At 60.0% G+C, this 16,551-nt stretch carries 14 protein-coding genes and 1 pseudogene; 12 read left to right on the top strand and 3 right to left on the bottom strand.

Going from position 1 to position 16,551, the window contains the following annotated elements; all coding sequences use genetic code 11:
* Positions 1 to 181: 181 nt before the first annotated feature.
* The gene (locus M2335_RS03825) at positions 182 to 2,623 is read right to left on the bottom strand and encodes a TonB-dependent receptor (RefSeq protein ID WP_264593836.1); all 2,442 of its coding nucleotides are present in this window, start codon (positions 2,621 to 2,623) and stop codon (positions 182 to 184) included.
* 307 nt (positions 2,624 to 2,930) lie between these two features.
* Positions 2,931 to 3,821 carry a MarR family winged helix-turn-helix transcriptional regulator gene (locus tag M2335_RS03820; RefSeq protein WP_264571331.1) on the bottom strand — a complete coding sequence of 297 codons (891 nt, stop codon included), beginning with the start codon at positions 3,819 to 3,821 and terminating at the stop codon, positions 2,931 to 2,933.
* A gap of 306 nt (positions 3,822 to 4,127) precedes the next feature.
* On the opposite strand from M2335_RS03820, the gene M2335_RS03815 reads away from it, so the two are divergent.
* The 4 genes from M2335_RS03815 (at position 4,128) to M2335_RS03800 (ending at position 9,374) form a co-directional block, all read left to right on the top strand.
* The gene (locus tag M2335_RS03815; RefSeq protein ID WP_264585791.1) at positions 4,128 to 5,030 is read left to right on the top strand and encodes a 3-keto-5-aminohexanoate cleavage protein; all 903 of its coding nucleotides are present in this window, start codon (positions 4,128 to 4,130) and stop codon (positions 5,028 to 5,030) included.
* Between the two features lie 85 nt (positions 5,031 to 5,115).
* A complete protein-coding gene (locus M2335_RS03810; protein WP_264593835.1) occupies positions 5,116 to 7,335 on the top strand; it encodes a TonB-dependent receptor in 2,220 nt (739 codons plus the stop codon).
* 68 nt (positions 7,336 to 7,403) lie between these two features.
* Positions 7,404 to 8,573 (top strand): MFS transporter, encoded by a 1,170-nt coding sequence (locus tag M2335_RS03805; RefSeq protein ID WP_264593834.1) that lies wholly within the window; start codon positions 7,404 to 7,406, stop codon positions 8,571 to 8,573.
* A gap of 24 nt (positions 8,574 to 8,597) precedes the next feature.
* Positions 8,598 to 9,374, top strand: a complete 777-nt coding sequence (locus tag M2335_RS03800; protein ID WP_264571334.1) for a helix-turn-helix transcriptional regulator — start codon at positions 8,598 to 8,600, stop codon at positions 9,372 to 9,374.
* A gap of 139 nt (positions 9,375 to 9,513) precedes the next feature.
* On the opposite strand, the gene M2335_RS03795 is transcribed toward M2335_RS03800, so the two are convergent.
* Positions 9,514 to 10,026: an IS5 family transposase gene (locus M2335_RS03795; protein WP_413716134.1), complete on the bottom strand. Its 513-nt coding sequence runs from the start codon at positions 10,024 to 10,026 to the stop codon at positions 9,514 to 9,516.
* 531 nt (positions 10,027 to 10,557) lie between these two features.
* Between M2335_RS03795 and M2335_RS03790 the strand changes: the two genes are divergently transcribed.
* The 8 genes and pseudogenes from M2335_RS03790 to M2335_RS03765 all read left to right on the top strand — a co-directional run bounded on the left by M2335_RS03790 (position 10,558) and on the right by M2335_RS03765 (position 16,424).
* Complete coding sequence (locus M2335_RS03790; RefSeq protein WP_264593832.1) at positions 10,558 to 11,835, top strand: class I SAM-dependent methyltransferase; 1,278 nt, start codon at positions 10,558 to 10,560, stop codon at positions 11,833 to 11,835.
* A 139-nt stretch (positions 11,836 to 11,974) separates the two neighbouring features.
* The gene (locus M2335_RS03785; RefSeq protein WP_264593831.1) at positions 11,975 to 12,871 is read left to right on the top strand and encodes a GDP-mannose 4,6-dehydratase; all 897 of its coding nucleotides are present in this window, start codon (positions 11,975 to 11,977) and stop codon (positions 12,869 to 12,871) included.
* A gap of 75 nt (positions 12,872 to 12,946) precedes the next feature.
* A complete protein-coding gene (locus M2335_RS03780; RefSeq protein ID WP_264593830.1) occupies positions 12,947 to 13,912 on the top strand; it encodes a DUF4214 domain-containing protein in 966 nt (321 codons plus the stop codon).
* A 281-nt stretch (positions 13,913 to 14,193) separates the two neighbouring features.
* A pseudogene (locus M2335_RS03775) lies at positions 14,194 to 14,932 on the top strand (IS5 family transposase); the annotation flags it as partial.
* A gap of 171 nt (positions 14,933 to 15,103) precedes the next feature.
* Entirely contained in the window at positions 15,104 to 15,520 is a 417-nt protein-coding gene (locus M2335_RS03770; protein ID WP_264593829.1) for a hypothetical protein, read from the top strand.
* Positions 15,414 to 15,695, top strand: a complete 282-nt coding sequence (locus tag M2335_RS16540) for a glycosyltransferase (protein ID WP_413716101.1) — start codon at positions 15,414 to 15,416, stop codon at positions 15,693 to 15,695. The genes M2335_RS03770 and M2335_RS16540 overlap by 107 nt, the downstream gene beginning before the upstream one ends.
* The gene (locus M2335_RS16535; RefSeq protein ID WP_413716100.1) at positions 15,692 to 15,892 is read left to right on the top strand and encodes a glycosyltransferase; all 201 of its coding nucleotides are present in this window, start codon (positions 15,692 to 15,694) and stop codon (positions 15,890 to 15,892) included. Before M2335_RS16540 ends, M2335_RS16535 begins: the two co-directional genes overlap by 4 nt.
* Positions 15,893 to 16,019: 127 nt before the next feature.
* Positions 16,020 to 16,424: a hypothetical protein gene (locus M2335_RS03765; protein ID WP_264593828.1), complete on the top strand. Its 405-nt coding sequence runs from the start codon at positions 16,020 to 16,022 to the stop codon at positions 16,422 to 16,424.
* Positions 16,425 to 16,551 lie beyond the last annotated feature (127 nt).

Here is a 16,551-nt window from a genome sequence, read left to right as displayed (position 1 = left end):
GGGCTTGTCTTCAAAATCTCACAACGATCCCGCTGGCGGATGTGGGCCCCTGCCGATCCACGCCCCGCCGCTCGTGCAATGGCCCAGCCGTTCCAAGCCCAGCCTCATAAAAAACGGGCGGATCGATTACCCGATCCGCCCGCCGCAATGTTGTTAGCGGGTGCGGGGGCACCCGCCCCCGTCAGAAGTCGTAACGGATCGACGCGCCGATCATGCGTGGCTTTCCGCGCACCACCGAGAGCATGTTGCGCGGCGGCGCGCCCACGCCGGTGGGCGTGAAGCTGTCGAAATAGGCCCCGCCGAAGCGGGTGGCACCGGTTGCGTAGGTCTTGTCGAACAGATTATTCGCGAAGACCGAGATCACCACCGGCACGTTCTTCGGCATGAAGCGAACGCGGGCGTTGACGAGGCTATAGGCCGGAAGCTGATACTTCGAATCTGGGTTATCGAGGTTCAGCGTGGCCTGATCGTCGGTGTAGCTCCAGTTCATGTTGACCGTGAACTCGCCGAATTCGGCTGGCACATTGAGCGTTCCGCCGAGGCTCAATTGCTTGCGCGGGATATCCGGGAAGAGGAAGGGCCCGCCATTACGAACCGGATCGAGCTTGACGCCGGTCAGCGAGCCGCTGGCATCGAGCGAGAAGTTCCGCGAGAGGCGCAGGCGGCTATCCAGTTCAAGTCCGTAAACGTCGATGTCGCCGGCGTCGACAACCTGAAGGTTGAACCCCAGCGGGCAGGACGGCCCCGTCGTGCAGGTCACGCGACGCGCTGACTGCCGGTTGCCCCATTGCATGTAGAAGACGGTCGGATTGACGATGAACGCCCGGTTGAAGAGCGCCATACGCAGGCCGACTTCATAGTTACGGACGGTCTCGGGCGGCACGGTCGGCACGCCGTCGCCGCTCTGCGCCGGGCCGGGAATGTTGTCGGCGATCGAGAAGCTATAGAGGCCCGCCTTGTACGCCTTGGAAATCGTCGCATAAGCGAGGATATCCGGCGTGATCTTGTAATCGATGGTCGCGCGATAATCGACCTGCTGCCAATGTCGCGAACTGTCCACGAAGGTCGATGTTGTGCCGGGCGCCGGCGTGAAGTCCGACGAGGCATATTCGATCGATTCGATCCGCTTGCGGTCATACGCATAGCGCAGGCCGCCCGTAAAATTGAGCCGGTCGGTCACGTGCCAGGTCGCGCTGACGAAGGCACCGAAAGAGTTGGCCACCTGCGTCGTGTCGGCGTCCTGCCGGCGGACCAGGCCGCCATCGGCATTGCCGTTAGGGCTGTTCGGATAGACGCTGGTGCCCTTGCGGGTAATGGTTAGGCCCTGCTCATCCGACTTTTCGTAGAAATAATTGAGGCCACCGACGACATCGAGCGCGCCACCGAACGGCGCCGCGTTGAGCTGCAGTTCCTGATAGAAAACCCTCGACCCGGTATCGAGCTTGCGATTTTCCGTGCCCAACTGCTGATAATCGATCACCCCGTTGAAATCGAGCTTCGACAAGCCCGAGGTCGAGGACAGGGTCACATCATCGGACAGCTCGTAGGACATTCGCAGATCGGCCTGCCAATAGACCGACGTGTTCCGCTGCACGCACTCTTCGCCGAAGTCGGGATTGAAATCATCGAGCAGGCAGATGTCGTGCTGGCGATATTTGTCGCCGGTCACCACGCGCGGATCGTTATAAGGCGCAATCGGCGCCTGACCGACGGACTTGAAGGCATCGTTGAGCCAGTCGCCATAATTGCCCTGAATGCCGACAAAGCCCGGGGCGGGCTCGATGCCCGGTCGCAGATCGAGCTCCTCGGTGACGATCGGCGACCCGTTGGCGCGGGAATCGGTGTAGAGAAAACCCAGCGTGGCACTGAAGCGGTCATTGGGTTCGTACAACGCCTGCACGCGCCCGACATAGTCCGTGGACGCGCCGTTCTTCTCGGTACCGCGCTGCACCCATCCGCCCTGATGCAGATAGGCGCCCTGCGCGCGCACGGCCAGCGTATCGCCGATGGGAATATTGATCGCGCCGACGATATCCGCCCGGTCATAATTGCCGGCCGTCACCTGCGCATAGCCTTCCGTCTCGCCGAGGCGCGGCTGCTTGGTGAAGTAGCGCACCGCACCGCCCGTGGAGTTGCGGCCGAACAGCGTGCCCTGCGGGCCGCGCAGCACCTCGATCCGGTCGATATCGATCACTTTGAGAACCGAGCCGGCGGTGCGCGGCATGTAGATGCCGTCGATATACAGGCCCACGCCGCGCTCGCCGAGTGCGCCACCGCCGCCGCCGATGCCGCGGATCGTGAAGGAGGGGGTGGATGTGCTGCCGCCGCGCTGCGGGGCGATGCTGAGATTGGGTGTCTGGTTGGCCAGATCCTCCAGATCCTCGATGCCGCGGGCTTCCACCATTTCTTCGTTCACGGCGACGATCGAGAGCGGGGTATCCTGCAGGTTCATCGCGCGCCGCTCGGCGGTGACGACGATGTCATGGATGACGGAGGTCTTGTCCTCATCGTCATTATCAACGTCTTGCGCGGAAACCGGAGAGACGCCGCCCGCCCCCATCAACGCGGCGCCAGCCAATAGCAATCCATTGCGCCGCAAGGGCGCCCGTCGAACGATCTGCATGTAACCTCCCCTAGATGGAAACCTCTGGCTTCCGGCCCCGCACCTTGTCGGTGACCGAAGCAGGGAGGGGTATTGCAGGCCAATTATCGATGCACAAGAGTTTTGTTGATTTTGATAACGAAATGGATCATCCGTTCAGGCAGATAGCTTGACGAGGTCTCGAACAGCCAAAACAGTTTCCCAGAAACCAGCGGCATTCCAGCCAGAATCAGCACGTCACGCACATCTGCGCGACGCGTTTCTGCCTAAATGCTGTTGTTGATTTGAATACCGCCGAACGATCGCCGGGGACCGGTTGATCGATCGATCAGCCGCGCGCCATCGCGCGCGCATTTTCCATCAGCAAAGTGAGGACGGCGCGATAGCGGGCCTCTTCTCCGGGCTCCAGAACCCCCAGCAACCGCGCGTCCCGATCAGCCTCCGCCGTGGTCAGCAGGCGCCACAAGCCGCGCCCCTCCGCCGAGAGATCGAGCAGGATGTCGCGGCGGCCCGGCACTTTCGTGCGGTTGACCAGCCCGATGCTCTCGATGCGCGTCAACGCGCGCACGATCTGGCTCTTGCTGGCCCCCGTCGTGCGCGTCAGGCTGAGCTGGGTCATCGGCTCGTTCTTGCCGATCAGCAGCAGCATATCCGCCTCAAAAGATGAAATCGCTCCGACCCGCTTGGCCAGCAGGGTGGCGGTGCGGTTGAGATAGGAGGCCAGCGTCGTCAATGGCGGCAGAACCATCACATGGACGCGCGCATCGGCAATGCCCGGCTCGTTTCGTTCATTGGGGCGCCGCTCCGACTTGCGCTCCGCCCCCGGCTCCTGCGTCCCGCCGGACAGCTGGATTTCCGCGTCGAGCATCGCCGCTGCCTCGTCGATCATGAAGCGGGTCGCGCGGATGAAAAAGTCCCGCGTCGGCGCATCGAGCCCGCCGCAGACCTCCACATTGCGAGCAATGGCAACCGCGAGGATTTCCTCGTAGACCGCCCGGCCCTTCTCGGTGAATTCCGCCTTGGAGCGCACGTCGGGACGGTGCACGAGGCCCTTGGCGGTCAGGTGCGCCAGCGACCGACTGATCTGCGCGCGCTGAATGCCCGAGAGGCGCGCAATCTGCGTGAAGGTCACCTTGCCCCGGCGACCGATCAAAGACAGCAGCCGCCGATCGAGATTGGCAAGATCCAGCTCGGCATCGATCTGCCGTGCGCTGGACATTTGCGCGGTCGCCAGAAGACTGTTGATCAGCCTGCCAAAAGGCGTGCGCTCGGGCGCCTTGCCAGCGGATAATTCCGGTTCTCGCGACATGATGCGCGTTATGCAATGAAACGCGCCAAAGCCAACCGGAAATCGCGAGCGCGGGGAGATCAGGGCGGGACACTAGGGTAGCGAACTGGTCACCAGCTTGCTGCGAGACCGGCTGCTTGGACCTGACTCATTGCCCCGATCCTGTCCTTCATCCGAAGGACAGACGGCGCGGCGGCGCTTCCATATGGCTCCAGACATCATCTGGAGAAAAGCGGAATGCTGGCTGACAACAAGGTCATAATTACAGTCGCGATCAACGGCGGAATGCAGCAGGACCGCGATGGAGCGGTGGTGCCCAAGCAGCCGGTCGAGATCGGCGAAGCGGCCGCGCGTTGCTATGAGGCGGGCGCGGCGATGGTGCATTTTCACGCACGCGGCCCCGATGGCATGAACAGCGGCGATCCCGCGATCTATGCCGAGGCGATCCGCGAAATTCGCGCCCGTTCGCCGATCCTTGTGCAGACCACCAACGGCATTGGCGTTCGCCGGGACAAACTGACCGGGCAGTTGCACTGGCCATCGGACAAGGAGCGGCTCGGTATTCTCTCCATTGAGCCGTCGCAGGACTTGTTCGGCATCGCCGCGGGCTCGGCGGATTTCTACAATCCGGGCGGCAATTATCCGGGCGAAACGCCCTATGTGAATTCGCCCGAACTGCTCAAGAGCACGATCAAGGCGGTCTATGAACGCGGCTCGGCACTTGAATATGAAGTGGTGGAAGCCAGCGCCCTCCATCGCCTGCTGCGCTATGCCAATGAGGGCATTTTCGATCGTGATCGGGACAATATGTGGCTGCTCCATGGCGGTGGCTTCGGGGCAACGCCGGCGATCGCTCGCAATGTGATCTTCTCGATCGATGAGGGCCTGCGGCTTTTCCCCAAGGCCATCGTCGGCGTCACCGCCACCGGGCAGGACATGTTCCGCTTCGTCACCCTGGGCATCGCCATGGGGTGCGATCTCGTGCGCGTCGGCCTGGAAGACAGCCTGTACATGCCGGACGGCTCAATCGCGCGGGACAATACCGACATGGTGCGCGCCGCGACGCAGATCGCGGCGCTCTATGGCGCAAAGCCCGCGACGGTCGAGGAAGCCCGGGCAAGGTTCGGCCTCAAATCATGAGGCCGCCTGTCCTTCGGATGAAGGACATATTTCGGCCCGCAGAGCCGCTACGTCACAAGAATAAACAGAAACAAAGGGAGATTGTATGTCGAGCCGGCTAATCGTGCTGTTATCGGGCACAGCCCTGAGCATCATGCCCGCCCTTGCGCATGCGCAAGCCGTCACGGCTGCTGCCCCACAGGATGGCGCAGCAGGGCTTGAGGATATCGTCGTCACGGCGCAGCGGCGGGAAGAGAATCTGCAGCGCGCGGCCGTCTCTGTCACCGTCCTTTCCGGCGAAAATCTGACGACGCGAGGCGTGACCACGGCAGCGGCGCTGACCCAGGTGGCTCCTGCGCTGCAGGTCACGGCCGGAACCGGGCCCTATACCGTCCTGACGGTCCGGGGCGTCAGCAACTTTGGCGGCAACGCCTTCTCCGACCCGGCCATCGCCGTCAATTTCTCAGGCGTGTATCTTGCCAGTCCCACGGCGGTGCAGGGCCTGTTCTATGATCTTGAGCGCGTCGAGGTGCTGAAAGGCCCGCAGGGCACATTATATGGCCGCAACGCGACGGGCGGCGCCATCAACATCCTGCCGCAGCACGCCCGCATCGGTGAGCGTGGCGCGCAACTCAATTTTGAGGTCGGCAATTATGCGCGGGTTGCCGCGTCCGGCGCTGTCAACCTCCCGGTCGGCGAGACCAGCGCCTTCCGCGCCGCCTTCCAAATCCTGCAACGCGATGGCTTCTTCTCGGACGGGCTCGACGATGAGCGCGGTCAGGCCGTCCGTCTCTCCTACCGGCTCCAACCGAGCAGCGCCGTCACCATCGACATCGTCGGGGATTATACCCATCAGGGCGGCCGCGGCGGCGGCTCGACGGTGCGCAAGCGCTGCGGGCCGGACATCTGCTATTTCGGCGACCCACGCACCAGCCTATCCCAACAGGATGCGGCATTTGCCCCACTCGCGCGGCAGACCGACAATTCGTTCATCGACAGCGACTATTATGGGCTGCTCGCGAACGTGAATGTCGAGACCGATGCCGGCACGCTGACGCTGATCCCCGCTTATCGAACATCCAGGCTGAGCTACAACAGCGCCCAGACCGGCTTCCAGATCATCGAGCAGCAGCAGCCCGAGCAGATCTCCATGGAAGCGCGGCTCGCCTCGCCATCGGGCAACCGCTTTGGCTGGCTCGTCGGGGGCTATTATCTCGACACGCATGTCACCGCCCGCTCCAATACGGAAAGCGCGGCCGCCCTCACCTATAGCGATCAGATCATCGACACATCGGGCAAGACCGCCGCCGGTTTCGGCCAATTGACCTTTGCGATCGTGCCCACATTCCGCGTGACCGGGGGCCTGCGCTACACCTGGGAGCGCAAGACCAGCGACAGCGAGCGGTACACCATCCGCAATGCTCCGGGGCCGGACCCGGTCATTCCCCTCGTCCCGGTCGGCGCGCCGGCATTTGTGGTCGATCGATCGCTGACCTTTGAAGCGGTCACATGGCGTGCCGGCCTTGAGTTTGATGCGGGGCCGCGCTCGCTGATCTATGCCAATGTCGGCACCGGTTTCAAAGCGGGCGGTTTCTTCCTCGGCCCGCCGGGCGCCAACAGCTTCGAGCCGGAAAAGGTGACCGCCTATACCATCGGCACGAAGAACCGCTTCCTCGACAACCGCCTGCAACTCAACGTGGAGGCGTTCCTGCTGGATTATAAGGATCAGCAGCTCGGCTATGTGAAGCTCATTCCCCCGGCGGTGGTTCTGGTGACGGAGAATATCGGCCAGGTTCGCACCAAGGGCGTGGAGGCCGAAGCAGAACTGCTGGTCTCCCCGACCACCCGGATTGGGCTGCAGGCCCAATGGCTGGATGCCCGGGTGAAAAAGCTCGTCTATAATTCGGTTTCGACCCCCGGCCCGACCTCACAATGCCGCACCGCCGGCACCACGGTCGATTGCAGCGGGCTTCGCGCGCTCAAGTCGCCGGAGTGGGTGGTCGCCGCCTCGCTGGAACAGAGCTTTACGCTCGGATCGGGCGACCGCATCATCGCGAACATCTTCAGCCGCTATGAAGGGCCGCGCGAGCTGGATCTGGCCTACACGCCGGAAACGCGCGTTGGCGGATCGACCCGGACGGATGCAGTTCTGACCTATGCGTTCGAGGGCAAGGGCATGAGCATCAGCGCATTCGTCAACAACATCGAGGATGACGTCGTCGTCAACAATGTGGCGCCAAACCCGGCCTATTCGACCATTGGTGTGGTCGCGACGTCGCTTCGCCCGCCACGGACCTACGGCGTGCGACTGTCGGGAACCTTTTGATTTCACCCGCATCACTCCAACGGCCAAGTGCGAAAGCCTCGACGCTTCTGATCGTGTCGATCTGTGCGATGGTCTATTTTCTGGACGGGCTGGTCCACACGATCATGGGGCCGCTCGCTCCCGAATTCGCGCCGATGCTCGGCCTTGGTGATGCCGATCTCGGTCCGATCTTTTCGGCCAACCTGATCGGCCAGTGCATCGGCCTGATTGCGTTTCCTCCGCTGGCCGCGAGATTTGGCGACCGGTGGACGGTGGGGCTGACCCTCGCCGGCTTTGGCGCCGCTCAGGCCTTGACGGGTCTGGCGAACAGTGGGGAGCAGTTGTTCTGGATGCGGCTGATAACCGGCGTCCTGTTGGGTGGCTGCCTGCCGAGTTGCCTTGCAATCGTCACCGCAGCCGCCCCCCTCGAACGCCGTGGCCTGGCGATCACCTTCCTGTTCACCGGCTACGGCCTCGGCGCCACCATCGCGGGCATCGTCGCCATCGCCTTTACCGGACTAGGCGGCTGGCGCGTGGCGATGGGCGCCGTGGGACTGCTCTGCCTTGCAACCTCCGTCATCACCATCATGGTTCTGCGGGACGCCGAGGCGGTAGCACCGCAAAGCGATGCGCCGCAGCCCACCGCCAGCCCCTTGAGCCTCCTGGCGCCAAACTATCGGCTGGGCACGCTGATGCTATGGCTCGTCTTCATTGCCATGCTGACCATCAGCTACTGCCTCAGCTCGTGGCTGCCGGTTCTGCTCGTCCGCCTCGGCTATGCGCCGGCCTTCGCAGCCTTGGCGCTCTCCATTTTTTCCTTCGGCGGCATCGCTGCGGCGCTCTGCATGGGGCTTTTGATCGACCGCTACGGCGCCTATCGCGTTCTCGTCTCGTCCCTGCTCATCGCAGCAGCGTTCTTCTTCGTGGCCGGCCAGATTGGGGGCGCGTCCTCGGCCTTGATCCTTCAACTCGTGCTCGCGGCATGCGGCTTCTTTGCCCTCGGCGCTTATGGCGGCGTGAATGTCATCCTCGCCAGCTTCTACCCGCCGCGCCTGCGATCGACCGGTATCGGATGGGCCAAGAGTGTCGGCCGCATCGGAACGGTCGCGGCGCCGGTCCTGATTGGCACGCAGCTCGAGGCGGGCATTGCGGAGATCACCATTCTGGCCTCCTTTGCGGTGCCGGCCATCGCGGCAGCGATTGCGTTGATCGCCATGAAGGTGTTCAAGAGGCGTGGAGTCGCGACTGAGGGGGTATAATCCCAGAGGCGGCAGGAGAGCTGAATGTCCTACATCCGCAAGATCGAGGAATGGCGCGCCCCCGTCTCCATGGGTGCCATCTATGAACGCTTGCTGGAAACCGCCGGGACCGACCAGTTCGGCACCGCCGTCCATGATTCGGTGATGACGGTCACCGGTGGGGCGCGCAGAATTTACTTGTTCGAGGCGACGGGCAGAGAAACCAGCGAACTGCAATATTTCTTCGGCGAGCCACGCGTGGAAGCGATGCTGCCGGCCTACAGCCAGCATTATCACAATATCGACCCGGTGTGCGACGCCTATAGCGCAGCGCCATGCGTGAGCGACCTTGCCATCCAGCGCATCCGGCCGCCGGACATCAGCTCCGATGAGTTCCGCAGGCGCTTCTTCGATCAGGCCGGTATCGTTGAGCGCGTCTCGATCATCCAGCGCGGACCACAGGCCTGGCGCGTCATCAATGTCGCGCGCCATCGCTCCACCGGCCTGTTTACGGATAGCGAGCTGGACGCGTTGGTGGGTCTGGCCCGCCTGGCGCTGCCGATGCTGCCCCTCAACCGCAGGCGCGCCCTTTCCTGCTTCTCCTCCGCCCAGCACATCGAAAGCCGACTGCGGCACCTCTTCCCAAATCTGACGCGGCGCGAGCGGCAAGTCTGCGCCCGCGCAACCGCCGGCATGTCGGTCGAGGCGACAGCGCTGGATCTGGGTATCGCGAAAACGAGCGTCATGACCTACCGAAAGCGCGCCTACCAGCGACTGGGGATCAGCAGCGTGCCGGAATTGTGTGCGCTGGCAGCGCATTGATCTGGGTGAGGAAAGGCGCTGGAAAAGGCTGGCGGAATTACGCGGACGTCTGTTTATGGCTGAGGGACGTGCGGAGTTGCTTAGGTCGTAGACTCACAAGCGCGCAGCCAAAGGCGCACTGAGGCGAGTTGGTCCCCAGCTAGGCCGTAGACTCGTAAGCTCGCAGCCACAGCCGCATTGAGGCGAGCTGGACCATGGCGAGGAAGTTGACTGCGAGCTTGTCGTAGCGGGTGGCGACACGGCGGAAGTACTTCAGCTTGGAGAAAAAGCGTTCGATCAGATTGCGCTCGCGGTAGAGGCGCTTGCTGAAGCAGGGCTTCCAGCGCCGGTTGCTCTTCGGCGGGATGTTGGGCGTGGCGCCCTGGTCCTGGATCAGCTCACGGATGCGGTCGGCGTCGTAGGCTTTGTCCGCGAGCACGATGGTGCGGGGCCCGAGGTGGTTGAGCAGCGTGTCAGCGATCTGCCCGTCGTGCGTCTGCCTAGCCGTCAGACCGAGCCGGATCGGGAGGCCCTGCGCGTCGACGACGACGTCGATCTTGGTCGTGAGCCCGCCGCGTGATCGACCGAGACAGTGATCTGCCCCCCTTTTTTCCACTTTCGAAAATCGAAGGTCTTGAGCGTTAGCGGCAGGGCTGCCACGTTGGGCGCCCAGAATTTGGTCGGGCCGCCGCCGAGCTTGCCCGGCGCGTAAAGAGGCATGGCGGGCAGCGTTTCCCGCGTAGCGTGGTGACCGTCTCAACGATAAGTTACCCCGAGCGCATGCGCACGGCGACCTGTAGCCTGGATAAGGGAGCCCTGACGTGATGAGGGACTCAGAGCCATAGCATGACGCCAAACTGCCTGACGGTTGCCGGATCGAGCGCGAGCAAGTCGCATCGAGACTCTCGATCAGATGCAAATATGTCGCGCATGACGTCGAAACCGTCGTGTGCGCCCCAACCGGACCCGGACCAACAAAAAGGATCGGTCACTAACACGTGAGCGGCGCGGCGATTTTCCACTTAATCTCTCGCATCGGGAAACGAGATCCCTTGATCATCCGCAAGTGAACGATAATGACGTGCGGGCCAAGGTCTTTTCGGCGGCTGCGTGGGAAAAGGTACGGCTCACCGGCATTTGACCGTAGTTAGGGTGAGGGAGGCGTTGCCGCCGCCAGCGAAATTCAATAGAGCCGCCCGGTCAGATGGCGCCGCCGTTCAACGCTAATTTAATGGAGAATTTGATGCAAGCCTATAAGCCCCTGGAACGTTGCCGCGTATCAAAGTCTGACAATCTTATATCGGTGCTGAATCTGGGCCAACAGGAACTGACCGGCGTGTTCCCAAAAAGCGCGGATGAAACGGTAACGCGCGGCCCGCTCGAGCTGGTGCTATGCCCGGAAAGCGGATTGCTGCAGCTCAATCATACCTATGACACTTCAGAAATGTACGGGGACAACTACGGCTACCGATCTGGCCTCAATAAATCTATGGTCGAGCACTTGACGGCCAAAGTCCGATATCTCGAAAAGCTCGCTGATCTGAAGGCCGGCGATACCGTTCTCGACATCGGTTCGAATGACTGCACTACGCTGAAGGCGTACGACAGGCCTTCGCTGAACCGTATTGGCATCGATCCTACCGGCGCCAAGTTTGCGGCCTACTATCCGGATGACGTCAAGCTGGTGCCAGACTTCTTCTCGGCAGCTGCATATGCCTCGACCGGTGCGCAGCCGGCGAATATCATCACCTCCATCGCGATGTTCTACGATCTCGACGATCCGATCGCCTTCGCGCAACAGATCGCCCAGTGCCTGGCGCCGGGTGGCATCTGGCATTTCGAGCAGAGCTATATGCCCTCGATGCTTCGCCTGAATTCGTACGACACGATCTGCCACGAGCATCTTGAATATTATTCGCTCGGCGTTGTGCGTCTGATCCTTGAGGCAGCGGGTCTCAAGATCGTCGACGTGGTAATGAACAACATCAACGGCGGTAGCTTCGCAGTGACTGCCGCGCACAAGTCAAACACGAGCGTCCGCGTGAATGAGGCGGTCGTGAACTGGTTGCTCGAGCAAGAAGACCGTATGGGCATCAATACGCCCAAGCCGTACCGCGAGTTCGAGGAGCGGGTGTTCCGCCATCGCGACGACCTGGTGCGCTTGATCCGCGCTCTGCGCGGCGACGGCAAGACGGTGCTAGGTTACGGTGCATCGACGAAGGGCAATGTTGTCCTGCAGTTCTGCGGTTTCACCACGGAAGATATTCCCGCGATTGCCGAGGTTAATCCCGAAAAGTTTGGAAAAGTAACGCCCGGTACGCACATCCCAATCATCAGCGAAACTGACGCTCACGCGATGAAGCCGGATTATTATCTGGTCCTGCCTTGGCACTTCAAGGACGGTATCGTCCGGCGGGAGCAAGAATACCTCAATTCAGGCGGCAAGTTCATCTTCCCCTTCCCCGAAATCGAGATCGTCTGACGCAAGATCGGACTGGTGTCGCATGTCTTAAAGGAGTCGGCGGAAACGTCGGCTGGGAGCGGAAAATGAAACATGAGCGATTGAACGTGGTGCGGGTCAGAAAGGGTCCGCGACACGTAGCCTTAAGGTATGTCGGCACATGAAGGCTTTGATCACCGGCATCGGAGGTTTCACTGGCCGTTACCTCGCGCAAACCTTGCTCGCGCGGGGCATCACCGTGGTCGGACTGTCGCACTCCGACTGTACGCTTCCCGGCGTAGAAATGATCCATGTGGGCGACATGACGGACGGCGCGATGGTCAGCGACATCGTGGCACGCGAAAAACCCAATTATGTCGTACACTTGGCCGCAATCTCCTTCATCCTCCACAGCAATGTAGAGGAAATATATCGCACGAACGTGATCGGAACGCGCAACCTTCTGGCGGCGCTTGCGGGAAGCGGCGAGCCGCTGTCCGCCGTGCTGGTGGCGAGCAGCTCGAATGTTTACGGCAACCGGACGGAAGGGATTATGCGGGAGGATTCCCCTATCGATCCAGTGAACGATTATTCGGTGAGTAAAGTGGCTACCGAACTTGTGGCTGGCCTTTTTAAAGACAAACTGCCGCTCATCGTGGCCCGCCCTTTCAACTACACCGGAATCGGTCAATCCCGGGATTTTCTCATACCTAAGATCATCGCGAGCATTCACGCCGGTGACGACACGCTGTCGCTTGGCAACCTCGACGTCGCAAGGGATTTCTCGGATGTGCGCTTCGTGTCGGAGGCCTATTCTAGGCTCCTGACTTGTCCCAACGCCATTGGTGCAACCGTGAATGTCAGTTCCGGCCGCGCATATCGGTTGTCTGCCATTCTGGAAATGGTTTCCCGGATCGTCGGCTACGACTTGAAGGTCCAGGTCGATCCGACTTTGGTTCGCGCCAACGACGTCAAGCAGTTATGGGGAGATTCATCGCGACTCGAAACACTCGTTGGCCCTCTCCAGAGGATCGAGTTGGAAGACACGTTGCGCTGGATGATTTCCGGGCCGCTGTGAGTTATGTAGCTGGTGAGTGGCGTGGCGCAACGTGATGGTTGCCGTCTGGCAGAAATGCCTTTTGGAAGCGTATAGATGGTAGAGCGATATCGACACCGGAAACCTGCAGGATCGGTGCGGCAATTACTTGGTTTGAGCGACGATGCCTTTATCGACAGCGCATACCTGACCTTACTTGGACGCCCTGCGGACGAAGTAGGACGGGCACATTATGCGGACGCCCTAAGAATGGGTGAGAGCAGGCTGCGTATCATTGTCCAGCTCCATGAATCCAGAGAAGGTAGAGCATTCGATGCTCAGATCGAAGGACTTAAACAGGCAAGGCTTTTTGCGCGACTGTCCAAATTTTCGTCGGGAATAACTTATTGGAAAAAGAGACGGAAAGCCCATAAAATTCTGTCTCTGCGTTCGTCGGCCTCCAATATCAGTTGTCGCGGGGCCAAAGTGGTTTCTGCCTACGATCTCCTCAATTTCTGGGACGAGGATTTTGTCAAGGCAGCGTATCTAGCTATTCTAAAGCGGGAAGCTGACCCGGCCGGTCTCGCGCATTACGTGCTGCAGTTGCGCGGCGGCGTCGATCGGCGCCGTATTTTAGCCGATATGGCATCCTGCAAGGAGGGCCGGGCTGCGAACCTGCCCGGCCTTAGGTCGGTGGTTCGCTCGATCGAGCCTTACGGCAAGCTGTCACGCTTAATCGGCCGGTCCAATTCCAAGCCCGCGATGCAGTTTTCCGCGCTTCAGAACGCCCTGTACGCACAAGACGCGCGCGTTCAGACGCGCCTCGAGGCCCTGAAGCGACAACTCACAGAACTTCAAGGAGCGCAAGTGGCGCTCGGCAAGAAACTCGACGCTGGATTGATCGCGGCAGAAACCGGCGGACGTAGTACATTGCATGCGCAGGTTATCGCTCGCGGTAAAGCGCTGGCCTCGGCGCAACGCCTCAGGGGCGTTACCCGGCTAAGCGCGTGGTGCTGTTCTACGTCGATCACACGATCAAATGCCCCACTAGGTCGGGAACTCATAAATTTGCCCAGTGCTTAATTTGAGGCTGCGGGCAGGTCGACCTCTACTGCATGAGTTTGGGATGGGGTGAGTAGAAAGACCGCCGCGCTTGCCAAGCCGACAATCCCTCAAGCGTACCGCTGGGCACGGAGGTCGATGGCCGCCTTGGCTGTGCAGTAAATGGCGGCGGCAAGAGCCGCAAAATTCCAGAGGTAAGAGGTCCACATGTGGTTAGGCTATCAAGCCTGACGATGGTGGGCAACGTCGGCAAGAGTGGGTTCATGCTTCCATCTCGAGGCAGTTTCTGATTCAGGCCCTTCATGAGCCGATATGACCTTACCGACTTCGAGTGGCGCGTGATCGAACCGCTACCGCCCAACAAACCGAGAGGCGTGCCGCGCGTTGACGATCGCCGGGTGCTGAACGGGCATCTTCCGGGTGTTGCGCTCTGGTCCGCCATGGCGTGATCTGCCGGAGCGCTATGGCCCGCGCACGACCTGCTACAACCGCTTCGTGCGATGGCGGAAGGCGGGCGTCTCGGATGATGGATGCCATCACGGCTGCACATGACGGCGACATACAGACGATCGACAGCACTTCAGTTCGCGCCCATCAACAAGCTGCGACGGCAAAAAAGGGGGATCGAGATCATTGTCTCGGTCGTTCCCGAGGCGGCCTCACGACCAAAATCCACGCAGTCGTCGACGCGCAAGGGCTCCCGATCCGGCTCGGCTGACCGCCGGCCAAGCGCACGACGGGCAGGTCGCTGACACGCTGCTCGATCATCTCGGTCCGCACACAATCGTGCTGGCCGACAAGGCCTATGACGCTGGCCGCATCCGCGCCTTGATCGAGGATCAGGGCGCCACGCCGAACATCCCGGCGAAAATTAATCGAAAATGGAAACCCTGCTTCAGCAAGTGGCTCTATCGTGAGCGCAACCTGATCGAACGCTTCTTCTCAAAGCTCAAGCACATCCGGCGGGTTGCCACCCGCTACGACAAGCTCGCCGCCAACTTCCTAGCCATGGTCCAGCTCGCCTCAATGCGGTCGTGGCTGCGCGCTTATGAGTCTAAGGCCTACGACGCTATCCCCTATAAGCGCCGAGATCTATATAGCAAAGGATGGCACGCTAGCCACCGAGGCTGTATGTAAAATGTCGGGAATTTCAACAAGATTTACTCTATATCAAATACGGCTGCAACCGATCTTCAAAACTTCTTTCTTTCTTTGCCTGACAAGACGAGTAGTTTTGATCATCGTTTTAAAACGATAGCGCTGGCCTGCGAACTAAACGGCTATCAACGGGATAACTCTATCAAACGGGCTCAATCGGCGGAGATCCAGATCGTGTCGGTTGGATCGATCGAGCCTCGCAAGAACCATCTTGCGCTACTGGAAGTCTTCCAGCGCGCATCAAAGGTTTCTACGAAGCGACTATCTCTGAGGCTCGTAGGTAAAGCATCGTCAGCCTGGCCGACGCTTGCCGAGGAAGTCGCTATTCGGGTGAAGGCGATTTCGGATTGCGCGTGGCTGACCGATGTCGACGTGGGAAGAGTACGCGCGGGATATCATCGCGGATATAGCGTCGGAACGGTTGTCGGAAAACCTGGTAACTTTGACGGGGTCACCGGAAAACGTATATGAGGAGTTGCCACAGTTGAAGAGCAGTCCGCTGCTTTCACTGTGCATAAGCACGTACAACCGGGCTCGTTGGCTCAGCCTCAATTTGCAAAATATCTTTTCCCAGATCGATGGAGAATTGACGGATGTAGAGGTGTTGGTGGTCGATAACGCCTCTACTGATCATACCCAAATGTGATCGAGCCGTTTCTAGGTCATCGCAATTTTCGATACGTTCGAAATATTCGCAACGTTGGTATGCTTGGCAACCTGATGGTAACGGCTCACGAGGCACGAGGAGAATATATCTGGATATTGGGCGACGACGACCTCATTTATAATCGTGCATTTTCCAAATTAATCAGTATTACAAAAAATATCCTGACGTATCTATAATTTATCATAACTATGATTACACGTCTGAAAATGACCCAAAAAAAATGCGCGATCTCTCTATTTTTAGAATAATTTTCCCCAATTGCCTCGCCTTTTCCTGATCAAATTAGCACGGTCAGGTTTCTGGATGAATAACGAAAATCTTTTTACAGCGATTTACACCCTCATTTTGCGTCGCGATCATGCGATCCGAGCCTATTCTCAGGACACAGCCGGACGCGAATTTTCATCGATGCGAACCGCGATCCCGACAACTTATTACGTCGTCAACTACATGATGGAGGAAGATGCCTATTGGATCGGGGATTCGATCATTGTGGTCAATTTGAACGTTTCCTGGACCAAGTTCGCGGCGCTATTCATTCTGGAGCGCTTTCCCGAAGCGCATGATCTTGCAGACCGGCTGGGTGCGGACGGTCGTCAGGTAGACAAATGGCGCGCGCATGTCATGCAAGGCTTCCTGCATTGGTGGAATGAAATCCTGGGCGGTGATCCGGTCGGCAATGCGCCTATTTTTCGCCAGAGACAGTGATTATGCGCGTTAGGCACTTGGAAGAGTTTGAAAAAATATCGGAACAGCTCAAGCTGATCTATCCTCAAGCGCGCGCTTCGGATAAATCCGTTGCTAAGACGCCGGTTGATATTCTCTTCGCGTCAAT

The organism is Sphingobium sp. B12D2B (genome assembly GCF_025961775.1).
Taxonomy (GTDB): domain Bacteria; phylum Pseudomonadota; class Alphaproteobacteria; order Sphingomonadales; family Sphingomonadaceae; genus Sphingobium.
This window is presented reverse-complemented; position numbering and strand designations above follow the sequence as displayed.

Bases quoted from the DNA above. Each gene is read 5' to 3' on its own strand.
- M2335_RS03800 (WP_264571334.1), top strand. From the start codon at position 8,598: ATGTCCTACATCCGCAAGATCGAGGAATGGCGCGCCCCCGTCTCCATG.
- M2335_RS16540 (WP_413716101.1), top strand. From the start codon at position 15,414: ATGTCGACGTGGGAAGAGTACGCGCGGGATATCATCGCGGATATAGCG.
- M2335_RS03820 (WP_264571331.1), bottom strand. From the start codon at position 3,821: ATGTCCAGCGCACGGCAGATCGATGCCGAGCTGGATCTTGCCAATCTC.
- M2335_RS03765 (WP_264593828.1), top strand. From the start codon at position 16,020: ATGAATAACGAAAATCTTTTTACAGCGATTTACACCCTCATTTTGCGT.
- M2335_RS03780 (WP_264593830.1), top strand. From the start codon at position 12,947: ATGGTAGAGCGATATCGACACCGGAAACCTGCAGGATCGGTGCGGCAA.
- M2335_RS03805 (WP_264593834.1), top strand. From the start codon at position 7,404: ATGGTCTATTTTCTGGACGGGCTGGTCCACACGATCATGGGGCCGCTC.
- M2335_RS03785 (WP_264593831.1), top strand. From the start codon at position 11,975: ATGAAGGCTTTGATCACCGGCATCGGAGGTTTCACTGGCCGTTACCTC.
- M2335_RS03825 (WP_264593836.1), bottom strand. From the start codon at position 2,623: ATGCAGATCGTTCGACGGGCGCCCTTGCGGCGCAATGGATTGCTATTG.
- M2335_RS03810 (WP_264593835.1), top strand. From the start codon at position 5,116: ATGTCGAGCCGGCTAATCGTGCTGTTATCGGGCACAGCCCTGAGCATC.
- M2335_RS03790 (WP_264593832.1), top strand. From the start codon at position 10,558: ATGGCGCCGCCGTTCAACGCTAATTTAATGGAGAATTTGATGCAAGCC.
- M2335_RS03815 (WP_264585791.1), top strand. From the start codon at position 4,128: ATGCTGGCTGACAACAAGGTCATAATTACAGTCGCGATCAACGGCGGA.